The organism is Pseudomonas sp. MPB23 (assembly GCF_046605395.1).
In the GTDB taxonomy this organism is placed as follows: Bacteria; Pseudomonadota; Gammaproteobacteria; order Pseudomonadales; family Pseudomonadaceae; genus Aquipseudomonas.
In genome coordinates this window covers 4,844,314-4,867,757 of the sequence record NZ_CP176771.1, presented here as the reverse complement: position 1 = coordinate 4,867,757, position 23,444 = coordinate 4,844,314, and the positions used below count along the sequence as shown (strand labels likewise).

Here is a 23,444-nt window from a genome sequence, read left to right as displayed (position 1 = left end):
GAGATGAGGTTGTCTGTGTGTCTTCAAGAGTCTTTCGTACAAACGCTGGATGATGCCTACCGACACTGGACCGGCCAGGGGCTGCCGGCACCCGCGCACCTGGACCCGCAACAACGTCTGGCCTGGCTGCATCGTCACGCGCCCTACAGCCTGCTGGCCCACGACGGCGCGGCGGACCCGCGTTTTACCTACGTCAATGAATGCGCGCTGAAGTGCTTCAAATACCCGCGCGAGACCTTCATCGGCATGCCTTCGCGTTTCAGCGCCTCGGAACTCGACCGCGCTGCACGCCAGGTGTTGCTGGAGCAGGTCACTGCCAACGGTATCGCTGAGGGCTACAGCGGCTGGCGGGTGGATGCGCATGACCAGCCTTTCATGATCCACGCCGGCGTAGTGTGGACCTTGCTGGATCAGGCCGGTCAACCCGTCGGCCAGGCGGCGCTGTTCTGGCCGGACGAACAGCGCATCGGCGTGTTGGCTTAAGCAGCCTTCAATTGTTCCAGCCAGGCGGGGTCGAGGCGGGTTTGCTCGGTGTCGATCCCCAGCGCATGCATCTTCGCCTGATGGGCTTCGATTTCCCCGACCAATTGCGCCTGGGCACTGGAGTTGGCATCCAGCGCATGCATCTGCGTCAGCCCCAGGTGATAGAAGCGCAGCACTTTGATCGCCGTCGGGTCGTTGGCCTGCACCCGTTCGGTGACGGTGTGCATCACATTGGTCACGCGCATCAGGTTGCGCTTGAGCTGCCAGCCATACACCGCCGGTGCCAGCCATGGCTGGGTCCAGAACGGGCCACGCACCAGGGCGAGGGTGATCAGCACCCCGGCGAAGACGCCGCCGACGTTGAAGCGAAAGTTATCGCCGCCGGCTTCGCCGAACAGCATCACCGCCAGGCTCGACAGCAGCATCGCCAAGGCAATGAACAACACGGCCACGATCAGCGTGCTGCGGCGGGTTTGTTTACGGTAGGTGACGGGGTCGCAGGGTTTGAGCTCGAACATCCGGGTTATATCTCCATAAAGGACCGGCATCTTCGCATGCTTTGGGCAATCAAGTTGAACGATGGTAACGGCGCCTTTCTCTAACCCTGTGCAGGCCACCCACTCCCGCGAGGTGAACCATCATGCCCGAATACAAACAGCCCCCACCCGGCACCCCCGACCCCGATCGCACGCCCGGTGAAGAAGAGCGCGACAACGATGCATTGCGCCCCAATGACCCCAAAGAGCGTGACGAGAACGATGACGCAGCGCGGGTCGAGCAGGATCTCGAAAACCTCCACGACAGCGCTCGCCCGCTTTAACAGGAGACCGTGATGAACAAGCGCCCAGATGGCCCTCGTTCCAACGAACAGGCCAGCAATCCGGATGAGTTGGATTTCGATCCTGACTCGCCGGACGTTTCCGACCCGCAGGTCGATCCCATCGGTGCCGCTATCGCGCCGCTGGACGAGCAGAAAGACCCGGCGAAAAAAAAGCCGCCCTACGATCCGTTGGGCGACTTGAAAAAGTAAACCGAGCCCCGCCATCGAGCGGGGCTTCTGTTTATCTGGGGGGTGTCCATTTGACGTCGGTAATCCCGTACTTCTCGGCCCAGGGGCGTGTGGTCTTCTTCACTTGTTCATGGCCCACTCGGCCTATTCGACTCACGTGGGCAATGTCGGCATCAACGGCCGCCCAATGCCAGGCCTCGGCGTTATTCATCACTTCGGCACGCACCACAAAGGACTTCGGCTGGCCGTGCAAATGGTAGTGGATGGTGTAGATTTTTGCGGTACTCATGTTGCCTCCCTGTCTTGTTATAGATGGATAGGGATGCGTTCGAAAAGGTTCATTCAAAATGACAATCTGCAGGGTTGAGTGACATAGGCACTTCTCCACGCACCTTAATTGCCATGGGTAGAGCCAGTGCATCAAAGCTATCGACCCGTTCGGAAAAAACCGTGGTGAGCGGGCTTGTCCTCCAGAACGCAAAAACGGCGCCCGAAGGCGCCGTTCTGTTTACCGCATCCCGCTAAGCGATCAAACGCCCAGCACCGCGTGCTGCACCAGGGTGAGCAACGGTTGTGGGTACACGCCGAGGAAGAAGGCGAGCACGGCGATGGCCAGCAGCATCACGCCGCCGGCTTTCTGTTCCCAGTGCAGTTCGGCGTCCACACGGCGCAGGTTGGGCTCGATCAGGTACAGGGTGACCATCACGCGCAGGTAGTAGAACACGCCGATGGCGCTACCCAGGATCAGCGAGGCAACCAGCCACCATTGGTGCGCTTCGACACCGGTCGCGATGATGTAGAACTTGCCGATGAAGCCCGCAGTCAGAGGGATACCGGCCAGGGACAGCATCATCAGGGTCAGCACGGCGGTCAGGTACGGACGACGCCAGAACAGGCCGCGGTACTCGTACAGGGCGTCGGCATCACGACCTTTGTATGGCGAGGACATCAGGGTGATCACCCCGAACGCGCCGAGGCTGGTGATCACGTAGGTGACCAGGTACACGCCGATCGCTTCCAAAGCCAGGCCTTTGCTCGCCACCAGGGCGATCAGCAGGTAGCCGAAGTGGGCGATGGACGAGTAACCCAGCAGACGCTTGAGGTTGTTCTGGGTCAGGGCCAGCAGGTTACCGAACAGGATCGAGGCAATGGCGATCACGGTCAGCACGTTGCTCAGCACGCCGGTGTTGGCCGCCGGCGAGATCTGGAACAGACGCACCACCACCGCAAACACCGCCACTTTCGTTGCCGTGGCCAGGAACGCGGCCACCGGCGCCGGGGCGCCTTCGTACACGTCGGGGGTCCACAGGTGGAATGGCACCAGGGACAGCTTGAACGCCAGGCCGATCAGCATCATCGCCAGGCCCAGTTGGGCGATCGGCGCAGGCATGCTGGTGGTCGCCAGAGCGTGGCCGATACCGGTGAAGCTCAGGCTGCCGGCTTCGGCGTAGAGCAGGGCCATACCGAACAACAGGAACGCGGAACCGGCGGCCGACAGCACCATATACTTGATGCCGGCTTCCAGGGAGCGCTTGTTGAAGAAGGCATAGGCCACCAGGCCGTAGGTCGGGATCGACAGCAGTTCCAGGCCGATGAACAAGCCGGCCAGGTGCTGCGCGCTGACCAGCACGATGCCGCCGGCCGCAGCCAGCAGGATCAGCAGGTACAGCTCTTCGCGGTTGCCCGGGTAGCCAGTGCCGCCTTCGCCGAGGTAGGCGTGGGCGAGGGTGACGCAGGCCAGGGTGGCGACGAGGATCAACGCGATATACAGCAGCGCGAAGTCATCGATCATCATCAGCGGGGTCACCGCCAGGGGGGCGACCTTGAGTGCCGGGATGATCGACAACAAGGCCAGGTTCAAACCCGCACAGGACAGCAGGAAGGTTTGCGCATGATTGCGGCGGCAGGCGATCGCCAGCATCACCACCACAATGGTGAGGCTGGTGATCAGCAGCGGCGCAAGCGCGATAAAGTGTTGGATCGTGAATTCCATAGCGCTCTTACCGGGCCGAAGCGAGTTGAGAGAAGGCGATGCCGAACCACTGCTGTACGCCATGCATCGTTGCGGCAGAAGTGTCCAGGAACGGTTGTGGGTACACGCCGATGTAGATCAGCAGGACCGCCATACCGAGCACCATGATCAGTTCGCGAGCATCCATTCCACGCAGGACGGTGTCCGACTTGGCCGGACCGAAGTACGCACGGTGGATCATGATCAGCGAGTAGACCGAACCGAATACCAGGCCGGACGTGGCGATGGCGCTGATCCACGGTGTCTGCACGAAGGTGCCCATCAGGATCAGGAACTCGCCGATGAAGTTACCGGTACCCGGCAAGCCCAGGGACGCGGCAGCAAAGAACAGACTGATCGCCGGCAGGTAGGCGATGCGCGACCACACGCCACCCATTTCACGCATGTCACGGGTGTGCAGGCGCTCGTACAGCTGACCACTGAGGATAAACAGCGCGGCGGCCGAGACACCGTGGGCCAACATCTGGATCACGGCGCCTTGCAATGCCACCTGGCTGCCGGAGTAGATGCCGATCAGTACGAAACCCATGTGGGAAACGGACGAGAAGGCAACCAGACGCTTGATGTCGGTTTGGGCGAAGGCCAGGAACGCACCGTAGAAGATCCCGATCAGACCCAGGGTCATGGCGATCGGCGCGAACTCGGCCGAGGCATTCGGGAACAGCGGCAGGGCGAAACGCAGCAGGCCGTAGGCCGCGGTCTTCAGCAGGATACCGGCCAGGTCCACGGAACCGGCGGTCGGCGCCTGGGCGTGAGCATCCGGCAGCCAGGAGTGGAACGGCACCACCGGCAGCTTCACCGCGAAAGCGATGAAGAAGCCCAGCATCAGGATGTACTCGGTGGTCAGGGACATCTTGGTTTTCAACAGGTCGGCGTAGTTGAAGGTAATCACGCCCGTGCTGTTGAAGTTGACCAGTACCAGACCCAGGATCGCCACCAACATGATCAGGCCGGAAGCCTGGGTGAAGATGAAGAACTTGGTCGCCGCGTAGATCCGGGTTTTCTTGCCGTCCGAAGAACTGTGACCCCAGAGCGCGATGAGGAAGTACATCGGCACCAGCATCATTTCCCAGAAGAAGAAGAACATGAACAGGTCGAGGGCGAGGAACACGCCGACCACACCGCCCAGGATCCACATCAGGTTCAGGTGGAAGAAGCCCACGTGACGCTGAATCTCTTTCCAGGAGCAGAGTACCGAGAGGACACCCAGCAGGCCGGTCAGCAGGATCATCAGCAACGACAGGCCGTCGAGGGCCAGGTGTACGTTGATGCCGAAGCGCTGGATCCACACGTGCTTGAATTCAAGCGCGAAGGTGGGATCGACACCGGGGGCCGGAGCAAATGAATAGTCGCCATGGGCCCACAGCCAGAGGCCGAGCGCGAGTTCCAGGGACATGGTCAGCAACGCAATCCAGCGGGGGAGGGTGGCGCCGAAGCGTTCACCCATCCAGCAGAGCAGGCCGCCGATAAAGGGGATCAGGATTAGCCAGGGCAGAATCATGACGGGCTCGTTTCCTTTCGCAAGTTCGCAAAGTTCGCAATGTACTTAGACATGGTCAGACCGCTACCACAACGATGGCGCCGATCACCAGGACGGCACCGGCCGCCATGGAAGCTGCATACCAACGTAATTGGCCAGTCTCGCTGCGGCTCAGGGCAATGTGGCTAGCCTTGGCGGCACGCGGGATCAAACCGATGGTCTGGTCGAGCGGGTCTTTGCGCAGTACGTGGCTGATCGCAAGGTAAGGCTTGACGAACAGTTTGTCGTAGATCCAGTCGAAGCCCCAGGCAGCGAACCACCAGGCCGAAAGGAAGCGACCGATGCCACTGTTGGCGACGGCAGTGACGAAGCGACGCTTGCCGAGGAACAGCAGGGCTGCCAGCAGGATACCGGCGATGGCAATGGCGCCCGAGGCGATTTCCAGGCTGTGCTGGGCGTCGCCGCCGGCATGGCCGACGCTTTCAGGCAGTACGCCGGCCAGTGGCGGGGTGATCAAGGCGCCGATGAAGGTCGACAGGATGATCAGCACCGACAGTGGCAGCCAGTGGGAGATGCCATGGCCTGCGTGCGCTTCGGTCTTGGCTTCACCGTGGAAGGTGATGAAGATCAGGCGGAAGGTGTACAGCGAGGTCATGAATGCACCGACCAGACCTGCATACAGCAGAGCGTGGTTACCGCTGGCAAAGGCTTCCCAGAGGATTTCGTCTTTCGAGTAGAAACCGGCGGTCACCAGTGGCAGGGCAGCGAGTGCGGCACCACCGACGATGAAGCTGGCGTAGGCCAGTGGCAGTTTCTTCCACAGACCGCCCATCTTGAAGATGTTCTGCTCGTGGTGGCAGGCAACGATTACCGCACCGGAAGCGAGGAACAACAGGGCCTTGAAGAAGGCGTGGGTCATCAGGTGGAAGATCGCCGCGTCCCAGGCGCCGACGCCCAGGGCCAGGAACATGTAGCCGATCTGGCTCATGGTCGAGTAGGCGAGGATACGCTTGATGTCGGTCTGCACCAGCGCGGCGAAGCCGGCCAGTACCAGGGTCACGCCGCCGACCACGCCCACCAGGTGCAGGATGTCCGGCGCCAGGGTGAACAGGCCGTGGGTACGGGCGATCAGGTAGACACCAGCGGTCACCATCGTTGCAGCGTGGATCAGTGCCGAAACAGGCGTCGGGCCGGCCATCGCATCCGCCAGCCAGGTTTGCAGCGGCAGTTGCGCGGATTTACCCACGGCGCCACCCAGCAGCATCAGGGTCGCCAGGGTAATCCAGAAGTCGCCGACCTGGAATTTCTGCGGTGCCAGCACCAGCAGTTCCTGGATGTTCAGCGTGCCCACCTGTTGGAACAGGATGAACAGGCCGATGGCCATGAACACGTCGCCGATCCGGGTGACGATAAAGGCCTTGAGTGCGGCGTTACCGTTGTTGCGGTTGCTGTAGTAGAAACCGATCAACAGGTACGAGCACAGGCCCACGCCTTCCCAGCCGAAGTACAGGAACAACAGGTTATCGCCCAGCACCAGGAACAGCATGCTGGCGATAAACAGGTTGGTGTACGCGAAGAAGCGTGAGTAACCGGCTTCACCGCGCATGTACCAGGACGCGAACAGGTGGATCAGGAAGCCCACGCCTACCACCACGCCAAGCATGGTGATCGACAGGCCGTCGATATAGAGGGCGAAGTTGGGCTTGAAGCCCTCCACCGACATCCACTGCCACAACACCAGGGTGTAGTGGCCGCCTTCCGGTGGCGCGACGTTGAATTGCCAGATGACGTAGGCAGCGATGATCGCCGACAGGCCAATGGAACCCACACCGATCAGGGCCGAGAGGTTTTCCGACCAGCGCCCGCGAGAGAACGACAGCAGCAGGAAACCGATCAGGGGAAATACGAAAGTCAGAAAGATCATGTTCATCCGCGCATCTCACTGGCAGCGTCGATATCAAGCGTGTGGAAGCGACGGTACAGCTGCAGCAGGATCGCCAGGCCGATACTGGCCTCGGCGGCTGCCAGGCTGATCACCAGGATGAACATCACTTGTCCATCCGGCTGGCCCCAACGTGCACCCGCTACGATGAACGCCAGTGCCGCAGCGTTCATCATGACTTCCAGGCTCATCAACACGAACAAAATGTTACGGCGAACCATCAGGCCGACCAGGCCAAGGCAGAACAGGATGCCGGCAACCGCCAGACCATGCTCCAAGGGGATAGCAGGCATCGTCATTGCTCCTTGGCTTCGTTACGGCCCAAGTGGAAGGCGGTGATGGCCGCAGCGAGCAGCAGCATCGAAGCCAGTTCGACCACCAACAGGTACGGGCCGAACAGGCTGATGCCCACGGCCTTCGCGTCGACGGTGGTGTGGCCGATGGCCTGGCCGCTCTGATGAGCGAACAGCACATACAGCAGTTCAGCCAGCAGCAGCGCTGCCAGGATCACCGGGCCGAGCCAGATGCCGGGCTTGAGCCAGACGCGTTCCTGGGCGACCGAAGCCGGCCCGAGGTTGAGCATCATCACCACAAACACGAACAGCACCATGATGGCGCCAGCGTAGGCAATTACTTCCAGTACACCGGCGAACGGTGCGCCGAGGCTGAAAAAGGTCATGGCCACGGAGATCAGCGAAATGATCAGGTAGAGCAGGGCGTGCACGGGGTTGGTGTTGGTGACCACACGAAGCGTGGACACTACGGCGATACCCGATGCGAAATAGAAAGCGAATTCCATCTTTCTTCCTTAAGGCAGCAAGCTCTTCACGTTGATCGGCTCGGCTTCGTTTTGTGCGGCGCCTTTCGGCTTACCGGCAACGGCCATACCTGCAACACGATAGAAGTTGTAATCAGGGTTTTTACCGGGACCAGAGATCAGCAGATCTTCTTTCTCGTACACCAGGTCCTGACGTTTGAACTCGGCCATCTCGAAATCCGGCGTCAGCTGGATCGCGGTGGTCGGGCAAGCTTCCTCGCAGAGGCCGCAGAAAATGCAGCGCGAGAAGTTGATGCGGAAGAAGTCCGGGTACCAGCGACCGTCTTCGGTTTCAGCTTTCTGCAGGGAGATGCAGCCTACCGGGCACGCCACGGCGCACAGGTTGCAGGCTACACAACGCTCTTCGCCATCGGGGTCGCGGGTCAGCACGATGCGACCGCGATAGCGCGGCGGCAGGTACACCGCTTCTTCCGGGTATTGCAGGGTGTCGCGTTTGCGGAAGCCGTGACCGAACACCATCACCAGGCTTCGCAACTGGGTACCGGTACCCTTAACGATGTCGCCAATATATTTGAACATGGGTCAAATCCTCACTGAACCGCGCCCGCTGGCGTGTTCAACAACACAACGGCAGCAGTCACCAGCAAATTGATCAGGGTCAGCGGCAGGCAGAAGCGCCAGCTGAAATCCATCACCTGGTCATACCGTGGACGCGGAATGGAAGCGCGCAGCAGGATAAACAACATGATGAAGAACGCGGTCTTCAGGAAGAACCAGAAGAACGCCAGCTGCGGCAGGATGCCGAACGGACCGTGCCAGCCGCCGAAGAACAGCGTGACCAGCAGGGCCGAGATCAAGATGATGCCGATGTACTCACCGACGAAGAACATGCCCCATTTCATGCCGGCATATTCAATGTGGTAACCGTCGGCCAGTTCCTGTTCCGCTTCCGGCTGGTCGAATGGGTGACGGTGAGTCACGGCCACGCCAGCGATGAAGAAGGTACAGAAGCCGAAGAACTGCGGAATGATGAACCACAGGTTCTGCGCCTGGTACTCGACGATGTCGCGCATGTTGAACGAGCCGACCTGCACCACGATGCCCATCAGCGCCAGGCCCATGAACACTTCGTAGGACACGGTCTGGGCCGAAGCCCGCAAGCTGCCCAGGAGGGCGAACTTGTTGTTGCTCGACCAACCGGCGAACAGCACCGCGTAGACCGACAGGCCGGCCATGGCGAAGAAGAACAGCAAGCCGATGTTCAGGTCCGCCACGCCCCAGGTCGGAGTGACCGGGATGATTGCGAAGGCGATCAGCAAGGCGCTCATGGCCACGACCGGTGCCAGGGTGAAGATCACCTTGTCGGCAAACGGCGGGGTCCAGTCTTCCTTGAAGAACATTTTCAGCATGTCGGCAGCGATCTGGAACATACCGAACGGGCCGACGCGGTTCGGACCGTAACGGTCCTGCCACCAGCCCAACAGGCGACGTTCGACGAAGCTGAGCAGCGCGCCCGCCACGACCACGGCCAACAGGATCACGATGGCCTTGACGACCGAGATGATCACGTCGATCACTTCAGGGGTGAACCAAGTCATTGCGCTGCCTCCTGCAGACCATCAACGGTTTTGCCAAAGATGGCCGGCGGGATACCGGCGATGCCCTTGGGCAGTGCGACCAGGCCGGCGCCCAGTTCTTCGTTGATACGCAGCGGCAGACGCAGGGTCTGGCCAGCCACGTTCAGGCTGAGCAGGGCTCCGTCGTTGACACCCAGGCGATCGGCTTCGGACTTGGCCACGGACACGTAGGCTTCTGGAATGCGTTCTTGTACCGGCGCGGCCTTGGAAGAGGTCTCTTCGCTGCCGAACAGGTGGAAGAACGGCACAACCTGCCAGGTGCCCTGGGCCGGGTTGAACGGACGCGGTACGGCGGCGAACCAGTTCAGCGCATCGCCCTGGGGTTCGATCAGGCGGGTGCCCGGGTCGCCAGCGCGGATGTGACCACCGACTTCGTCCTGGAACTTGTTCCAGGCCTGCGGCGAGTTCCAGCCCGGCGACCAGGCAAACGGCACCTGCTGACGGGGCTCGACCGAACCCGAGTAACCTTCCATGGAGAAGGCGAACGCGGTGTCCTCGTCCTGCGGGGTACGCGGCTCGTGCACGCTGATATTGGCACGCATGGCGGTACGACCGGAGTAACGCAGCGGCTCACGGGCCAGTTTCAAGCCCTTGATGCGGAACGCGGCGGACGGCGCGGCGTCGACAATGCGCGCCAGTTGCGGTGCGCTCGCGGCGACGGCGGCGGTGACGTGGTCGAGCAGGGTCCAGTCGATCGGCTGGTTCAGCAGGGTCGAGCGCAGGGCATGCAGCCAGCGCCAGCCTTCGTGAACCAGGATGCTGGCGTCCATGTACTTCGGATCGAACACCTGGAAGAAGCGCTGGGCGCGGCCTTCCTGGCTGACCAGGGTACCGTCGCCTTCGGCGAAGGTGGCGGCCGGCAGCACCAGGTCGGCACGCTCGCTGGTAGCGGTCTTCTGGTGGTCGGCGACGATCAGCACTTTGGCGGCGTTCAGTGCCGCGTCAACCTTGGCGGCATCGATGCGGGTGTACAGGTCGTTTTCCAGCACCACGATGGCGTCGGCCTTGCCATCGATCACGGTTTGCAGGGCTGCGTCCAGGGACTCGCCACCGAGCATGGCCAGGCCGAGGCTGTTGGCTTCCGGTACGACCAGGCTGATGGAACCGTTCTTGTCGCGCAGTTTCAAGGCCTTGGCGATGTTGGCAGCGGCTTCGATCAGTGCCTTGGAACCCAGCGAGGTACCGGCAATGATCAGTGGACGCTTGGCCGCCAGCAGGGCGTCGGCGATGCGCTGGGCAAGAGCCACGGCTTCAGCGTCCAGGCCTTCGACGGCAGGCGCGCTGGCGTCGAGGGCGTGGGCCACGGCGAAGCCGAGGCGGGCCAGGTCGTCCGGCGCGGCGTGTACGCATTCTTCGGCGATGTCGTCGAGCTTGGTTTCGGCCAGGCTGGCGATAAACAGCGGGTTCAGCGCGTGCTGGCCGATGTTTTTCACTGCGGCGTCGAGCCAAGGCTGTACGCGCATGGATTCGGCCATGGCTTCGGCCTTGCCTTTGACCGACTGGCGCAGCGACAGGGCGATACGTGCGGCGGTCTGGGTCAGGTCTTCACCAAGCACGAAGATCGCATCGTGGTCTTCGATGTCGCGCATGTTCGGCACCGGCAGCGGGCTGTCGTTGAGCACCTGCAGGACCAGGCGGATGCGTTCCAGCTCACCGGCTTCGATACCACTGTAGAAGTGCTCGGCACCCACCAGTTCGCGCAACGCATAGTTGCTTTCGAGGCTGGCGCGGGGCGAACCGATACCGACGATGTTGCGACCGCGCAGCAGGTCGGCGGCTTTATCCAGGGCTTCGTCGGTGTTCAGCTTCGCGCCGCCGGCCAGCAGTGGCTGGCGTGGACGGTCTTCGCGGTTGACGTAGCCATAGCCGAAACGGCCACGGTCGCACAGGAAGTACTGGTTGACCGAACCGTTGAAGCGGTTTTCGATGCGACGCAGTTCGCCGTAGCGCTCGCCCGGGGAGATGTTGCAACCGCTGGAGCAGCCATGGCAGATGCTCGGTGCGAACTGCATGTCCCACTTACGGTTGTAGCGCTCGGAGTGGGTCTTGTCGGTGAACACACCGGTCGGGCAGACCTCGGTGAGGTTGCCGGAGAATTCGCTTTCCAGTACGCCGTCTTCAACGCGACCGAAGTACACGTTGTCGTGGGCACCGAAGACGCCGAGGTCGGTGCCGCCGGCATAGTCTTTATAGAAACGCACGCAGCGGTAGCAGGCGATGCAGCGGTTCATTTCGTGAGCAATGAACGGGCCGAGTTCCTGGTTCTGGTGGGTACGCTTGGTGAAACGATAGCGGCGCTCGTTGTGGCCGGTCATCACCGTCATGTCTTGCAGGTGGCAGTGACCGCCTTCCTCACAGACCGGGCAGTCGTGGGGGTGGTTGGTCATCAGCCATTCGACGACACTGGCGCGGAACGCCTTGGATTCTTCATCGTCGATGGAAATCCAGGTGTTGTCGGTGGCTGGGGTCATGCACGACATGACGATACGACCACGGGTGTCGTTCTCGTCGGTGTACTGCTTGACCGCACACTGGCGACAGGCACCGACGCTACCAAGCGCGGGGTGCCAGCAGAAATACGGAATGTCGAGGCCTAGTGACAGACATGCCTGTAACAGGTTGTCCGCCCCATCGACTTCGAGCGCTTTGCCGTCTACGTGGATAGTGGCCATGGTTCAAAGTTCTTCGTTGGCCCGTTGTCAGCGGGCGTGGCTAATGGAATCTTGTTATTCATGTGCATCAACACAGCCTTGACGGCGTCAGCACATGACGAGGCGAAGGGCACGGACCTTTCGCCTGTTTAAGCGTTACGCGCCGACTACGATCGGCTTCGCCAGAGGCGGGACGGCGGCGCGGGTAGGCGCGATGCCGGCTTCGAACTCCGAGCGGAAATATTTGATTGCGCTGCCCAATGGCTCCACGGCGCCCGGTGCGTGAGCACAGAACGTTTTGCCTGGGCCGAGGAAACCGACCAGACCCAGCAGGGTCTCGATGTCACCCTCGCGGCCTTCGCCTTTTTCCAGGGCCATCAGCAGCTTGACGCTCCACGGCAGACCATCGCGGCACGGGGTGCAGAAGCCACAGGATTCACGGGCAAAGAATTGCTCCATGTTGCGCAGCAGCGAGACCATGTTCACGGTGTTGTCCACCGCCATCGCCAGGCCAGTACCCATCCGGGTGCCCACCTTGCCGATACCGCCGGCATACATTTGTGCGTCGAGGTGCTCGGGGAGCAGGAAGCCGGTACCGGCGCCACCTGGCTGCCAGGCCTTGAGGGTGTAGCCGTCGCGCATGCCGCCGGCGTAGTCCTCGAACAGCTCGCGTGCGGTCACGCCGAACGGCAGTTCCCACAAGCCAGGGTTCTTGACCTTGCCGGAGAAGCCCATGAGCTTGGTGCCCATGTCTTCACTGCCTTCGCGGGCCAGCGATTTGTACCAGTCCACGCCGTCGGCGATGATCGCCGGCACGTTGCACAGGGTTTCGACGTTGTTCACGCAGGTCGGCTTGCCCCACACGCCGACGGCGGCAGGGAAGGGCGGCTTGGAGCGCGGGTTGGCGCGGCGGCCTTCGAGGGAGTTGATCAGTGCGGTTTCTTCACCGCAGATATAACGCCCGGCGCCGGTGTGCACGAACAGTTCGAAGTCGAAGCCCGAGCCAAGGATGTTCTTGCCCAGCAGGCCCGCAGCCTTGGCTTCTTGCACGGCACGGTTGAGGTGCTTGGCGGCGGTGGTGTATTCGCCACGCAGGAAGATGTAGCCACGGTAGGTTTTCAGCGCGCGGGCGCTGATCAGCATGCCTTCGATCAGCAGATGGGGCAGTTGCTCCATCAGCATGCGGTCTTTCCAGGTGTTCGGCTCCATTTCATCCGCGTTGCACAACAGGTAGCGGATGTTGATGGATTCGTCTTTGGGCATCAGGCCCCACTTCACACCAGTGGGGAAGCCTGCACCACCGCGGCCTTTGAGGCCGGCATCTTTGACGGTCTGGACGATGTCGTCCTGGGCCATGTCGGCGAAGGCTTTGCGCGCAGCGGCGTAGCCGTTCTTGGCCTGGTACTCGTCGAGCCATACCGGCTCGGCATCATCACGCAGGCGCCAGGTCAGTGGGTGAGTCTCGGGCGACCGCTTGATGCGGTTGGCCGGGCCGAAGGAAGTCAGGGTCATGGGTAGCCCTCGAGCAATTGGGTCACGCCAGCAGGCTGCACGTCACCGAATGTGTCGTCGTCGATCATCAACGCCGGCGCCTTGTCACAGTTGCCCAGGCAGCACACCGGCAGCAGCGTAAAGCGGCCGTCCGGGGTAGTCTGGCCGAGGCCGATGCCCAGCTTGGCCTGGATTGCGCTGACCACCGATTCGTGGCCACCGATGTAGCAGACCATGCTGTCGCACACGCGAATGATGTGGCGACCTACTGGCTGGCGGAAGATCTGGCTGTAGAACGTGGCCACACCTTCAACGTCGCTGGCAGGGATGCCGAGGATCTCGCCGATGGCGTAGAGGGCGCCATCCGGCACCCAGCCACGTTCCTTCTGGACAATCTTCAAGGCTTCGATCGACGCCGCGCGCGGGTCTTCGTAGTGATGCAGCTCGTGCTCGATGGCCGAGCGCTCGGTTTCACTCAAGGTGAAACGGTCTGTCTGGATAAGCGTGTTATTCATGCTTAGCGGTCCACGTCGGCCATAACGAAATCGATACTACCCAGGTACGCAATCAAGTCCGCGACCATCTCGCCTTTGATCACCGAAGGGATCTGCTGCAAGTGGGCGAAGCTTGGGGTACGAATCCGGGTGCGGTAGCTCATGGTGCCGCCATCGCTCGTCAGGTAATAACTGTTGATACCCTTGGTCGCTTCGATCATCTGGAAGGACTCGTTGGCCGGCATTACCGGGCCCCACGAGACTTGCAGGAAGTGCGTGATCAGGGTTTCGATGTGCTGCAGCGTGCGCTCTTTCGGCGGCGGCGTGGTCAGCGGGTGATCCGCCTTGTACGGGCCGGCCGGCATGTTGCGCATGCACTGTTCGATGATCTTCAGGCTCTGGCGCATTTCTTCGACGCGCACGATGCAACGGTCGTAGGCATCGCCATTGGCCGCCAGCGGTACTTCGAACTCGAAGTTCTCGTAGCCGGAGTACGGGCGTGCCTTGCGCAGGTCGAAGTCGCAACCGGTGGAGCGCAGGCCGGCACCGGTGACGCCCCATTCCAGGGCTTCCTTGGTGTTGTACTGGGCAACGCCGATGGTCCGGCCCTTGAGGATGCTGTTGTCGAGGGCGGCTTTCTGGTACTCGTCCAGACGCTTGGGCATCCAGTCGATGAATTCCTTGACCAGTCGATCCCAGCCGTTGGGCAGGTCGTGTGCCACACCGCCGATGCGGTACCAGGCCGGGTGCAGGCGGAAGCCGGTGATGGCTTCGATGACCTTGTAGGCGCGCTGACGGTCGGTGAAGGTGAAGAACACCGGGGTCATGGCGCCGACGTCCTGGATGTAGGTACCCAGGAACAGCAGGTGGCTGGTGATCCGGAAGAACTCGGCCATCATGATGCGGATGGTGTCGACGCGGTCCGGCACCTTGATCCCGGCCAGCTTCTCGACCGAGAGCACGTACGGCAGGTTGTTCATCACGCCGCCGAGGTAGTCGATACGGTCGGTGTACGGGATGAAGCTGTGCCAGGACTGACGCTCGGCCATCTTCTCGGCACCACGGTGGTGGTAACCGATGTCCGGCACGCAGTCGACGATTTCTTCGCCGTCCAGTTGCAGGATGATACGGAACGCACCGTGGGCCGAAGGGTGGTTCGGGCCCAGGTTGAGGAACATATAGTCCTCGTTGGTGCCGGAGCGTTTCATGCCCCAGTCTTCCGGACGGAAGCGTGCAGCCTCTTCTTCCAGCTGCTGCTTGGCCAGGTTGAGGCTGAAAGGGTCGAATTCGGTGGCGCGGGCAGGGAAGTCCTTGCGCAGTGGGTGACCTTCCCAGGTCGGCGGCATCATGATGCGCGTCAGGTGTGGGTGACCCGGGAAGTCGATACCGAACATGTCCCAGACTTCACGCTCGTACCAACTGGCGTTCGGCCAGATACCGGTGACAGTCGGGACGCTCAGGTCGCTCTCGGACAGGGCGACCTTGATCATCACGTCGCTGTTACGTTCCAGCGACATCAGGTGGTAGAACACGGTGAAATCGGCGCCGCTCGGCAGCCCCTGGCGCTTGGTACGCAGACGCTCGTCCACGCCATGCAGGTCATAGAGCATGACGTACGGCTTGGGCAGGTTGCGCAGGAAGGTCAGGACTTCGACGAGCTTGGCGCGCGCCACCCACAGCACCGGCATACCGGTGCGTGTGGCCTGGGCGGTGAAGGCGTCAGGGCCAAAACGGTTATTGAGTTCGACGACCACATCCTGGTCGTCTGCCTTATAAGGCGGGATGTACAGAGCACTGCCTGTAGTCATGGTTTTTTATCGCTTTCGGTCAACGTAAAGAATGAAGCCAGGTTTTCGTTCTATGAAAGAAGCGGCGCTGGATCAGACTTCGTCGGGGCTGCGCAGGTTGGTGACCTGAATACGCTGTTCGCGGCGCTGTTCCTTTTGTGACGGCATCTCGGCGCGGTAAACGCCTTGATCTCCGACAACCCAGGAAAGTGGGCGACGCTCCTTGCCAATCGATTCCTGCAACAGCATCAAGCCTTGCAGGAACGCTTCAGGGCGGGGCGGGCAGCCAGGCACGTAGACGTCCACGGGCAGGAACTTGTCCACCCCCTGAACCACGGAGTAGATGTCGTACATGCCACCAGAGTTGGCGCACGAACCCATGGAGATAACCCACTTCGGCTCGAGCATTTGCTCGTAGAGACGCTGAATGATCGGCGCCATCTTGATGAAGCAGGTTCCGGCGATAACCATGAAATCCGCCTGGCGCGGTGATGCCCGGATGACTTCGGCGCCAAAGCGCGCGATGTCGTGGGGCGCCGTGAAGGCGGTGGTCATTTCCACGTAGCAGCAGGACAGACCGAAGTTGTACGGCCACAGGGAGTTCTTACGTCCCCAGTTGACCGCGCCACTCAGCACGTCTTCCAGCTTGCCCATGTAGATGTTTTTGTGGACTTGGTCTTCTAACGGATCGGAAACGGTTTCCCGTTTGCCGATGGGGTACTGCTCGTTAGGAGCATCCGGGTCGATCCTGGTGAGATTGTATTGCATCGCCAAAGCCTCATTGTTTCAGCTTCGCTTGCCGCTTACGACGAGCTTCCGGAGCCCAATCAAGGGCGCCCACTCGAAATAGGTAGACAAGGCCTGCCAACAGAATTGCTATGAAAACGAGGGCTTCGACGAATCCGGTCCAGCCGCTTTCGCGGACGGACACAGACCAGGCAAAGAGAAAGAGGGCTTCGATATCGAAGATCACGAACAGCATCGCGACCAGATAGAATTTGGCTGAGAGCCGCAGGCGGGCGCCACCTGTAGGTAGCATGCCGGACTCGAACGGCTCATTTTTGCTGCGGCCCCAAGCTTTTGACCCGAGGAGGCTGGAGACGCCGAGCATGAAGGCACAGAGGCCGACAACACCGAGGAGGAAAATGGCAAAGCCCCAGTTGTGGGCCATGAGTCCTGTCGCTTCGGTCATGCTGGTAATCCTTAGCAGAGAGCAAAGGTCTCTGAGCTCGAAAAAGTAATAATGCAGTGACGATATGTCGCAGCGCAATCAATCGCGTTGATTTTATGGCTAAACACCGGGCAAGTAAAATTCCGATGGTGAAATTATTCGATGGAATAAGGACATAGTGTACCTTCCTGGGGCTGCAGCCCTTGTAGTACGGGCATTAGCGAGCATTTGATCAAATGTGTTTTGTTTAACCTGTAACAGCGTTTTCACGCCCTAAATGATAATGAATGTTGTTTGGGTGGGTTTTAAGCGGATGGTTGTGGTGGGGTGGGGGAAGTTACCGTTACTTGCTTGATTACCGCTTAGTTGCCGGTACGGATCTTTTAACCGATTTGATCTCGGTGAATGCCGCTCTGGATCAATGTTTTTTAAAAAAACTTCAGGCTGGTCACGCTTCCCGGTGTGGGAGCAAGCCCCTCCCGCATTTTTGCTCCTGGTGGCCTCCAGGGCGCATTTTACCGCGCAAAAAAAACGCCCCGAACCAGTCGGGGCGTAATTGTCGCGCGGCACGTCGGTTAGCTCTTCAGCGGATCCGCAGTGGCCGTGTTCTCACTTCAATCAGTGGAACTGCTCTTCTTCGGTCGAACCGGTCAGCGCGGTCACGGACGAGGTGCCGCCCTGGATCACGGTGGTCATGTCGTCGAAGTAGCCAGTGCCGACTTCCTGCTGGTGAGCCACGAAGGTGTAACCCTTGGCGGCGTCAGCGAATTCCTGCTCCTGCAGCTTCACGTAGGCGGTCATGTCGTTGCGGGCGTAGTCATGCGCCAGGTTGAACATGCTGTGCCACATGTTGTGAATGCCGGCCAGGGTGATGAACTGGTGCTTGTAGCCCATGGCGGACAGTTCGCGCTGGAACTTGGCGATGGTCGCGTCGTCCAGGTTTTTCTTCCAGTTGAAGGAAGGCGAGCAGTTGTAGGACAGCAGTTGGTCCGGGTATTCCTTTTTGATCGCTTCAGCGAAGCGACGGGCTTCTGCCAGGTCCGGCTTGGCGGTTTCGCACCAGATCAGGTCGGCGTACGGGGCATAGGCCAGGCCGCGGGCGATGGCCTGGTCGAGACCGGCGCGCACTTTGTAGAAGCCTTCCTGGGTACGTTCGCCGGTGACGAACGGTTGGTCGTACGGGTCGCAGTCCGAAGTCAGCAGGTCGGCAGCGTTGGCGTCGGTACGGGCCAGGATGATGGTCGGTGTACCGGCAACGTCAGCCGCCAGGCGGGCAGCGGTCAGCTTCTGTACGGCTTCCTGGGTTGGTACAAGTACCTTGCCGCCCATGTGGCCGCATTTCTTCACCGAGGCCAGTTGGTCTTCGAAGTGAACGCCGGCGGCGCCTGCTTCGATCATGCTCTTCATCAGCTCGTAGGCGTTCAGTACACCGCCGAAACCGGCTTCGGCGTCAGCCACGATCGGTGCGAAGTAGTCGATGTAACCTTCATCGCCCGGGCCTTTACCGGCTTTCCACTGGATCTGGTCGGCGCGACGGAACGAGTTGTTGATGCGCTTGACCACGGTGGGTACGGAGTCCACCGGGTACAGCGATTGGTCGGGGTACATGGATTCAGCGGAGTTGTTGTCCGCAGCCACTTGCCAGCCGGACAGGTAGATCGCCTGGATACCGGCTTTTACCTGTTGTACTGCCTGGCCGCCGGTCAGGGCGCCCATGCAGTTGACGAAATCTTTGTCGGGACGGAAGGAAGGCTTGGCGCCCTGGGTGACCAGGTTCCACAGCTTCTCGGCGCCGAGTTTTGCAAAGGTGTGCTCAGGTTGAACCGAGCCACGCAGGCGGACGACGTCAGCAGCGGAATAAGCGCGGGTCACGCCTTTCCAGCGTGGGTTTTCAGCCCAATCTTTTTCAAGGGCTGCAATTTGCTGTTCGCGTGTCAGTGCCATGGGGAAAAACCTCGTCGCATAGGTCTGGGTGGAAAATTCCGTTTGCCAGCCACGTTTTCAGTGCGTGGCAATGGCTGCTCGCTGACCAGAAGCTTAGGTGTTCAAGTCAAGTTCGGCGGAGAATGCGACGGGATGAACGAAGAGGCTCAAGGGCGGAATTGAGCAGGTAAGGGCAGACTGCGAACGGTCTTCGGGCGTCGTGGGCCTTTGTACGATCCATCAGTGTGTAGCCGGGTTACCTGGTTAGCTTCCGTCCCTCGGGACAACTTCGTTCCAGTCGCAACCTCGTCAAACACACCTTGTGGGCGGTACAGACACGAATCGGCTCAGGTGGATAACTTGGAGCGACGATCCGAAGGCCCTTGCCAGGGCCTCTGATTAGCGGGAGCGAGGCCATCATGCCCATGCTTTTTTGGATCGTCAAATGTTTTGTAGTGCTTTTTTTTAGCCACTACATCTTTAGTCTTAGGCGACTCGTCAGTCAGGTTTTGATGCTTCAGTTCAGAGTGTCGACTTTGACCCGCAAAGTCAGGTCATCACGGCCCTGGGTAGCGTAACTGCGGGTTGTAGTGTATTTGCCGGCCTGGGTCTCGCGATTGATGCCGGCCAGGGTAATCCATTCGCCCAGGCGGCCGCTGATGGTTGTGTCGGTGCTTTGCACATTCACTACATCGGGGCGTTCCTGGCTCATGCGGTCACGATTGGTGCTGATCGCCAGGTGCACGGTCTCGCCCGTGACACTGGCGGTGACGTAGAAACCCTGGGTGACATTGCGGTACTGGGTCTGATTTTGCGGGCGACCGTAGCTGTCGGGCTCGGTGGTGGTCAGGGGGACGCTCTGGCCCACCTGGATCAGTGCGGGTACGCCTTCGCTGGCCTGGATCTGCTGGATGCCGCCATCCCGGCTGGTGGTGCCGTAGCTGATGATGCGGGTCTGGCTGTCACCGCTGTTTTGCTGGTTGTTTTCGTTGGTGTCGACGGTGATCAGCAGGCGTTTGGCGGGTGTGTCCAGTTGGGCAAGCAGGGCGCGCAGGTCCTGGATTTTGCCGGGGTCAGCGTTCACGATCAGTTGATTGCCATAGGCGCTGACGGTGCCGTCTTTACCGATGAAGTTTTGCGCTACAGGCAATAGGTCGGCGCTGGTGCGATTGCTCAGATTGACGACTTCGGTGTCGGCCACTGCTGTGAAGCTGGCGGTCAGGAGGAGGGCGGTGAGCAGGGTGCGTAGGGACATGTCCGTTATCTCTGCGAGTCAAAGGCTTGATAGTGCCACTTTGTCGGCCTGGCAGGTCGCAAGTTGAATCGTAGACGGCAAAACACCCTGGCATCGGGGGATGGCAGGGTGTTTTGTGGTGCTCTCGATAGCCGCGACGCGGTCCCGGATCAGCCCTCGCGCACCATATCGACGTGCGGAATCCCGACTTCGAGGAATTCCTCGCTGACGATCTTGAAGCCCAGTCGCTCATAGAACGGCGCAGCATAGACCTGCGCACTGAGGAACTGTTTGTCCTGGCCGCGCTTCTCGGCTTCGCCAATCACGGCTTCCATCAGCTTGTCGCCGACCTTGAGCCCGCGCCAGTCCTTGAGCACCGATACGCGACCGATCTCGCCGCTGGGCAGCAGACGCGCCGTGCCAATCGGAAAGTCACCCTCAAACGCCAGGAAATGCACAGCATCAGCGTCGTCCGCATCCCACTCAAGCTCGGGTGGGACTGATTGTTCAGCGATAAATACCGCTTCACGAATGCGCCGAATCTCAGCGATATCCTTTTGCCAGTCCGCGACACGTACGTGAATCTTATTCATCGGCAAACCCCAGGCTTCCTTGCTTGACCAGTTCGCACAACAGGTCACGGCCATCTTCGTCCGCCAGCCATTCGCCGAGGTTTTCGCTGTGCAGCGCGTCGGCCGAGCACACCAGTTTCAACAGTTCACGCAGTTTGCCTGGCAGGTAACGGCTCTGGCCGCTGGCGAACAGCAGCACGTCGTCGTCGACTTCGGACCAGGCCATGCGTGCGCTCGGGTTGCGCACCAGAATCGCACCGTCTTGCAGGCTGCTGATGAAGTCTTCTTCGATCAGTTCTTCGCCGGCGATCAGTTCCGGGTAGCGTGGCTCGGTCATGAACTGGCCGAACCAGGTCAGCAGCATGCGCTCGTCGCTCATGTGCTCGGCCAGCAGGCTCTTGAGGCGGTCCAGGGCGTCGCTCTGGATCTGGTGCGGGTCGCTGACCGGCTGGGCGTCCGCATCGGTGTAACGCTCTTCGTCGGTCAGGTACTGGGCGAGGAAGTCGGTGAAGTGGGTCAGTACTTCGGCGGCGCTCGGAGCGCGGAAGCCGACCGAGTAGGTCATGCAGTCGTCTTCAGCGATACCGAAGTGGGCCAGGCGTGGCGGCAGGTAGAGCATATCGCCCGGTTCCAGTACCCATTCGGCGCTCTCTTCGAATTCGGCGAGGATGCGCAGGTCTGCGTGTTGCAGCATGGGGCTCTCGGAGCTGCACATCTGACCGATTTTCCAGTTGCGCTTGCCATGGGCTTGCAGCAGGAACACGTCGTAGTTATCGAAGTGCGGGCCCACGCTGCCGCCGGGCGCGGCGAAGCTGATCATCACGTCGTCGATGCGCCAGCTCGGCAGGAAGCGGAACTGCTCCAGCAACTCGGCGACTTCCGGCACGAACTGGTCGACGGCCTGCACCAGCAGGGTCCACTCGCGCTCGGGCAGGGTGCTGAAGGTGTCTTCGGTGAATGGGCCGCGACGCAGTTCCCACGGGCGTTCGCCGTGTTCGATCACCAGGCGCGACTCGACTTCTTCTTCCAAGGCCAGGCCTGCCAGTTCGTCGGCGTCGATCGGGCTTTCGAAATCAGGAATGGCCTGACGGATCAGCAACGGTTTTTTCTGCCAGTAGTCGCGCAGGAATTCCCGTGCCGTGATGCCGCCCAAAAGTTGAAGAGGGATATCAGGATTCATGTGTAACCTATTGAAAAAAAGCACTTTTAAGACTGAAATAAAAACGCCCGGCGCGGCCGGGCGTCTCAAAGGGGCTTGCGATGATCAGATGCGCTTGGCTTGGGCCACGGCATTGCCGATGTAGTTGGCCGGGGTGAGCAGTTTCAGCTCGGCCTTGGCAGCGGCGGGCATGTCCAGGCCGTCGATGAAAGTTTGCAGCGCTTGCGGGCTGATGCCCTTGCCGCGCGTCAACTCTTTGAGCTTCTCGTACGGGTTTTCGATGTTGTAGCGGCGCATCACGGTCTGGATCGGCTCGGCCAGGACTTCCCAGCATGCATCCAGATCAGCGGCGATTTTCTGCTCGTTGAGTTCCAGCTTGCTGATGCCTTTGAGGCTGGCTTCGTACGCGATCACGCTATGGGCAAAGCCCACGCCGAGGTTGCGCAGCACGGTGGAGTCGGTCAGGTCGCGCTGCCAGCGGGAGATCGGCAGCTTGCTGGCCAGGTGCTGGAACAGCGCGTTGGCGATGCCGAGGTTGCCTTCGGAGTTTTCGAAGTCGATCGGGTTGACCTTATGCGGCATGGTCGACGAACCGATTTCACCGGCAATGGTGCGCTGCTTGAAATAGCCCAGGGAGATGTAGCCCCAGATATCGCGATCGAAGTCGATCAGGATGGTGTTGAAGCGCGCAATGGCGTCGAACAGTTCGGCGATGTAGTCGTGCGGTTCGATCTGCGTGGTGTAGGGGTTGAAGCCCAGGCCCAGTTCGTCTTCGATGAAGGCACGGGCGTTGGCTTCCCAGTCGATCTCGGGGTAGGCCGACAGGTGGGCGTTGTAGTTGCCGACAGCGCCGTTGATCTTGCCCAGCAACGGGACCGCAGCGATCTGAGCGATCTGGCGCTCCAGGCGGTACACCACGTTGGCCAGTTCTTTGCCCAGGGTCGTCGGCGAGGCCGGCTGGCCGTGGGTGCGCGACAGCATCGGCACTTCGGCGAAACGAATGGCCAGGTCGCGGATGGCTTCGGCGGTCTGGCGCATCAGCGGCAGCAGCACGTCATCACGGCCTTCGCGCAGCATCAGGGCGTGGGACAGGTTGTTGATGTCCTCGCTGGTGCAGGCAAAGTGGATGAACTCGCTGACCTGGGCCAGTTCCGGCAGCTTGGCCGCTTGCTCTTTGAGCAGGTACTCAATGGCTTTGACGTCGTGGTTGGTGGTGCGCTCGATCTCTTTGACACGCTCGGCGTGCTCCAGAGAGAAGTTTTCCGCCAGGGTGTTCAATACCGCATTGGCTTCGGCGGAGAACGCCGGCACTTCACTGATGGCGGGGTGAGCGGCCAGGCGCTGGAGCCAGCGCACTTCAACCAGTACACGGGCACGGATCAGGCCGTATTCGCTGAAAATAGGGCGCAGGGCCTGGGTCTTGCCGGCGTAGCGGCCGTCAACAGGGGAAACCGCAGTGAGCGAAGAAAGCTGCATGGGGTGTTCTCGGACAGTCGGGCAACGAAATGGGGCGCGTATCATACATGAAAAAATCCGCCGGTCCGTTGCCAACTGACCGGCGTATTACGCGTAACGGCTTGAAAAGGGCCTGTTGCTGCGAC

Annotated in this window: 23 protein-coding genes; 3 read left to right on the top strand and 20 right to left on the bottom strand. The window is 60.7% G+C overall.

Annotated features, from left to right (window positions below):
* Positions 1-3: 3 nt before the first annotated feature.
* Positions 4-483 (top strand): MEKHLA domain-containing protein, encoded by a 480-nt coding sequence (locus ACLH0J_RS21950; protein WP_411389005.1) that lies wholly within the window; start codon positions 4-6, stop codon positions 481-483.
* Here ACLH0J_RS21950 and ACLH0J_RS21945 read toward each other — a convergent pair.
* A complete protein-coding gene (locus tag ACLH0J_RS21945) occupies positions 480-1,001 on the bottom strand; it encodes a DUF3087 domain-containing protein (protein WP_411389004.1) in 522 nt (173 codons plus the stop codon). The two genes, ACLH0J_RS21950 and ACLH0J_RS21945, sit on opposite strands and share 4 nt — an antisense overlap.
* 122 nt (positions 1,002-1,123) lie before the next feature.
* Between ACLH0J_RS21945 and ACLH0J_RS21940 the strand changes: the two genes are divergently transcribed.
* Entirely contained in the window at positions 1,124-1,303 is a 180-nt protein-coding gene (locus tag ACLH0J_RS21940; protein WP_411389003.1) for a hypothetical protein, read from the top strand.
* 12 nt (positions 1,304-1,315) lie between these two features.
* Entirely contained in the window at positions 1,316-1,513 is a 198-nt protein-coding gene (locus tag ACLH0J_RS21935) for a DUF6021 family protein (RefSeq protein WP_411389002.1), read from the top strand.
* A gap of 31 nt (positions 1,514-1,544) precedes the next feature.
* On the opposite strand, the gene ACLH0J_RS21930 is transcribed toward ACLH0J_RS21935, so the two are convergent.
* The 19 genes from ACLH0J_RS21930 to purB form a co-directional block, all read right to left on the bottom strand.
* On the bottom strand, positions 1,545-1,781 hold the full coding sequence (locus ACLH0J_RS21930; protein WP_010566882.1) for a DUF6555 family protein: 237 nt from the start codon (positions 1,779-1,781) through the stop codon (positions 1,545-1,547).
* Between the two features lie 240 nt (positions 1,782-2,021).
* Positions 2,022-3,485: an NADH-quinone oxidoreductase subunit NuoN gene (nuoN, locus tag ACLH0J_RS21925; RefSeq protein ID WP_411389001.1), complete on the bottom strand. Its 1,464-nt coding sequence runs from the start codon at positions 3,483-3,485 to the stop codon at positions 2,022-2,024.
* Between the two features lie 7 nt (positions 3,486-3,492).
* The gene (gene nuoM / locus ACLH0J_RS21920; RefSeq protein WP_411389000.1) at positions 3,493-5,025 is read right to left on the bottom strand and encodes an NADH-quinone oxidoreductase subunit M; all 1,533 of its coding nucleotides are present in this window, start codon (positions 5,023-5,025) and stop codon (positions 3,493-3,495) included.
* Positions 5,026-5,080: 55 nt separating this feature from the next.
* Complete coding sequence (gene nuoL / locus ACLH0J_RS21915) at positions 5,081-6,934, bottom strand: NADH-quinone oxidoreductase subunit L (RefSeq protein ID WP_411388999.1); 1,854 nt, start codon at positions 6,932-6,934, stop codon at positions 5,081-5,083.
* Positions 6,931-7,239: an NADH-quinone oxidoreductase subunit NuoK gene (nuoK, locus tag ACLH0J_RS21910; protein ID WP_093421177.1), complete on the bottom strand. Its 309-nt coding sequence runs from the start codon at positions 7,237-7,239 to the stop codon at positions 6,931-6,933. Before nuoK ends, nuoL begins: the two co-directional genes overlap by 4 nt.
* 2 nt (positions 7,240-7,241) lie before the next feature.
* Entirely contained in the window at positions 7,242-7,745 is a 504-nt protein-coding gene (gene nuoJ / locus ACLH0J_RS21905; RefSeq protein WP_411388998.1) for an NADH-quinone oxidoreductase subunit J, read from the bottom strand.
* A 9-nt stretch (positions 7,746-7,754) separates the two neighbouring features.
* Positions 7,755-8,303, bottom strand: coding sequence for an NADH-quinone oxidoreductase subunit NuoI (gene nuoI / locus ACLH0J_RS21900; protein WP_003174725.1), 549 nt, complete (start codon positions 8,301-8,303; stop codon positions 7,755-7,757).
* 11 nt (positions 8,304-8,314) lie between these two features.
* Positions 8,315-9,322: an NADH-quinone oxidoreductase subunit NuoH gene (gene nuoH / locus ACLH0J_RS21895; RefSeq protein WP_411388997.1), complete on the bottom strand. Its 1,008-nt coding sequence runs from the start codon at positions 9,320-9,322 to the stop codon at positions 8,315-8,317.
* Complete coding sequence (gene nuoG / locus ACLH0J_RS21890) at positions 9,319-12,033, bottom strand: NADH-quinone oxidoreductase subunit NuoG (RefSeq protein WP_411388996.1); 2,715 nt, start codon at positions 12,031-12,033, stop codon at positions 9,319-9,321. The genes nuoH and nuoG overlap by 4 nt, the downstream gene beginning before the upstream one ends.
* A gap of 135 nt (positions 12,034-12,168) precedes the next feature.
* Positions 12,169-13,524, bottom strand: a complete 1,356-nt coding sequence (gene nuoF, locus ACLH0J_RS21885; protein ID WP_010566875.1) for an NADH-quinone oxidoreductase subunit NuoF — start codon at positions 13,522-13,524, stop codon at positions 12,169-12,171.
* The gene (nuoE, locus tag ACLH0J_RS21880; RefSeq protein ID WP_411388995.1) at positions 13,521-14,018 is read right to left on the bottom strand and encodes an NADH-quinone oxidoreductase subunit NuoE; all 498 of its coding nucleotides are present in this window, start codon (positions 14,016-14,018) and stop codon (positions 13,521-13,523) included. Before nuoE ends, nuoF begins: the two co-directional genes overlap by 4 nt.
* A gap of 2 nt (positions 14,019-14,020) precedes the next feature.
* Positions 14,021-15,805, bottom strand: coding sequence for an NADH-quinone oxidoreductase subunit C/D (gene nuoC, locus ACLH0J_RS21875; RefSeq protein WP_411388994.1), 1,785 nt, complete (start codon positions 15,803-15,805; stop codon positions 14,021-14,023).
* Between the two features lie 72 nt (positions 15,806-15,877).
* Positions 15,878-16,552, bottom strand: a complete 675-nt coding sequence (locus ACLH0J_RS21870; RefSeq protein ID WP_003405105.1) for a NuoB/complex I 20 kDa subunit family protein — start codon at positions 16,550-16,552, stop codon at positions 15,878-15,880.
* 10 nt (positions 16,553-16,562) lie between these two features.
* Entirely contained in the window at positions 16,563-16,976 is a 414-nt protein-coding gene (locus ACLH0J_RS21865) for an NADH-quinone oxidoreductase subunit A (RefSeq protein WP_003219575.1), read from the bottom strand.
* Between the two features lie 597 nt (positions 16,977-17,573).
* Positions 17,574-18,899 carry an isocitrate lyase gene (aceA, locus tag ACLH0J_RS21860; RefSeq protein WP_024076175.1) on the bottom strand — a complete coding sequence of 442 codons (1,326 nt, stop codon included), beginning with the start codon at positions 18,897-18,899 and terminating at the stop codon, positions 17,574-17,576.
* Positions 18,900-19,395: 496 nt separating this feature from the next.
* Entirely contained in the window at positions 19,396-20,133 is a 738-nt protein-coding gene (locus tag ACLH0J_RS21855; protein ID WP_411388993.1) for a secretin N-terminal domain-containing protein, read from the bottom strand.
* 149 nt (positions 20,134-20,282) lie between these two features.
* The gene (locus ACLH0J_RS21850; RefSeq protein WP_411388992.1) at positions 20,283-20,705 is read right to left on the bottom strand and encodes a GNAT family N-acetyltransferase; all 423 of its coding nucleotides are present in this window, start codon (positions 20,703-20,705) and stop codon (positions 20,283-20,285) included.
* The gene (locus tag ACLH0J_RS21845) at positions 20,698-21,864 is read right to left on the bottom strand and encodes a JmjC domain-containing protein (protein ID WP_411388991.1); all 1,167 of its coding nucleotides are present in this window, start codon (positions 21,862-21,864) and stop codon (positions 20,698-20,700) included. Before ACLH0J_RS21845 ends, ACLH0J_RS21850 begins: the two co-directional genes overlap by 8 nt.
* 84 nt (positions 21,865-21,948) lie before the next feature.
* Positions 21,949-23,319, bottom strand: coding sequence for an adenylosuccinate lyase (purB, locus tag ACLH0J_RS21840; protein WP_411388990.1), 1,371 nt, complete (start codon positions 23,317-23,319; stop codon positions 21,949-21,951).
* Positions 23,320-23,444: the final 125 nt, after the last annotated feature.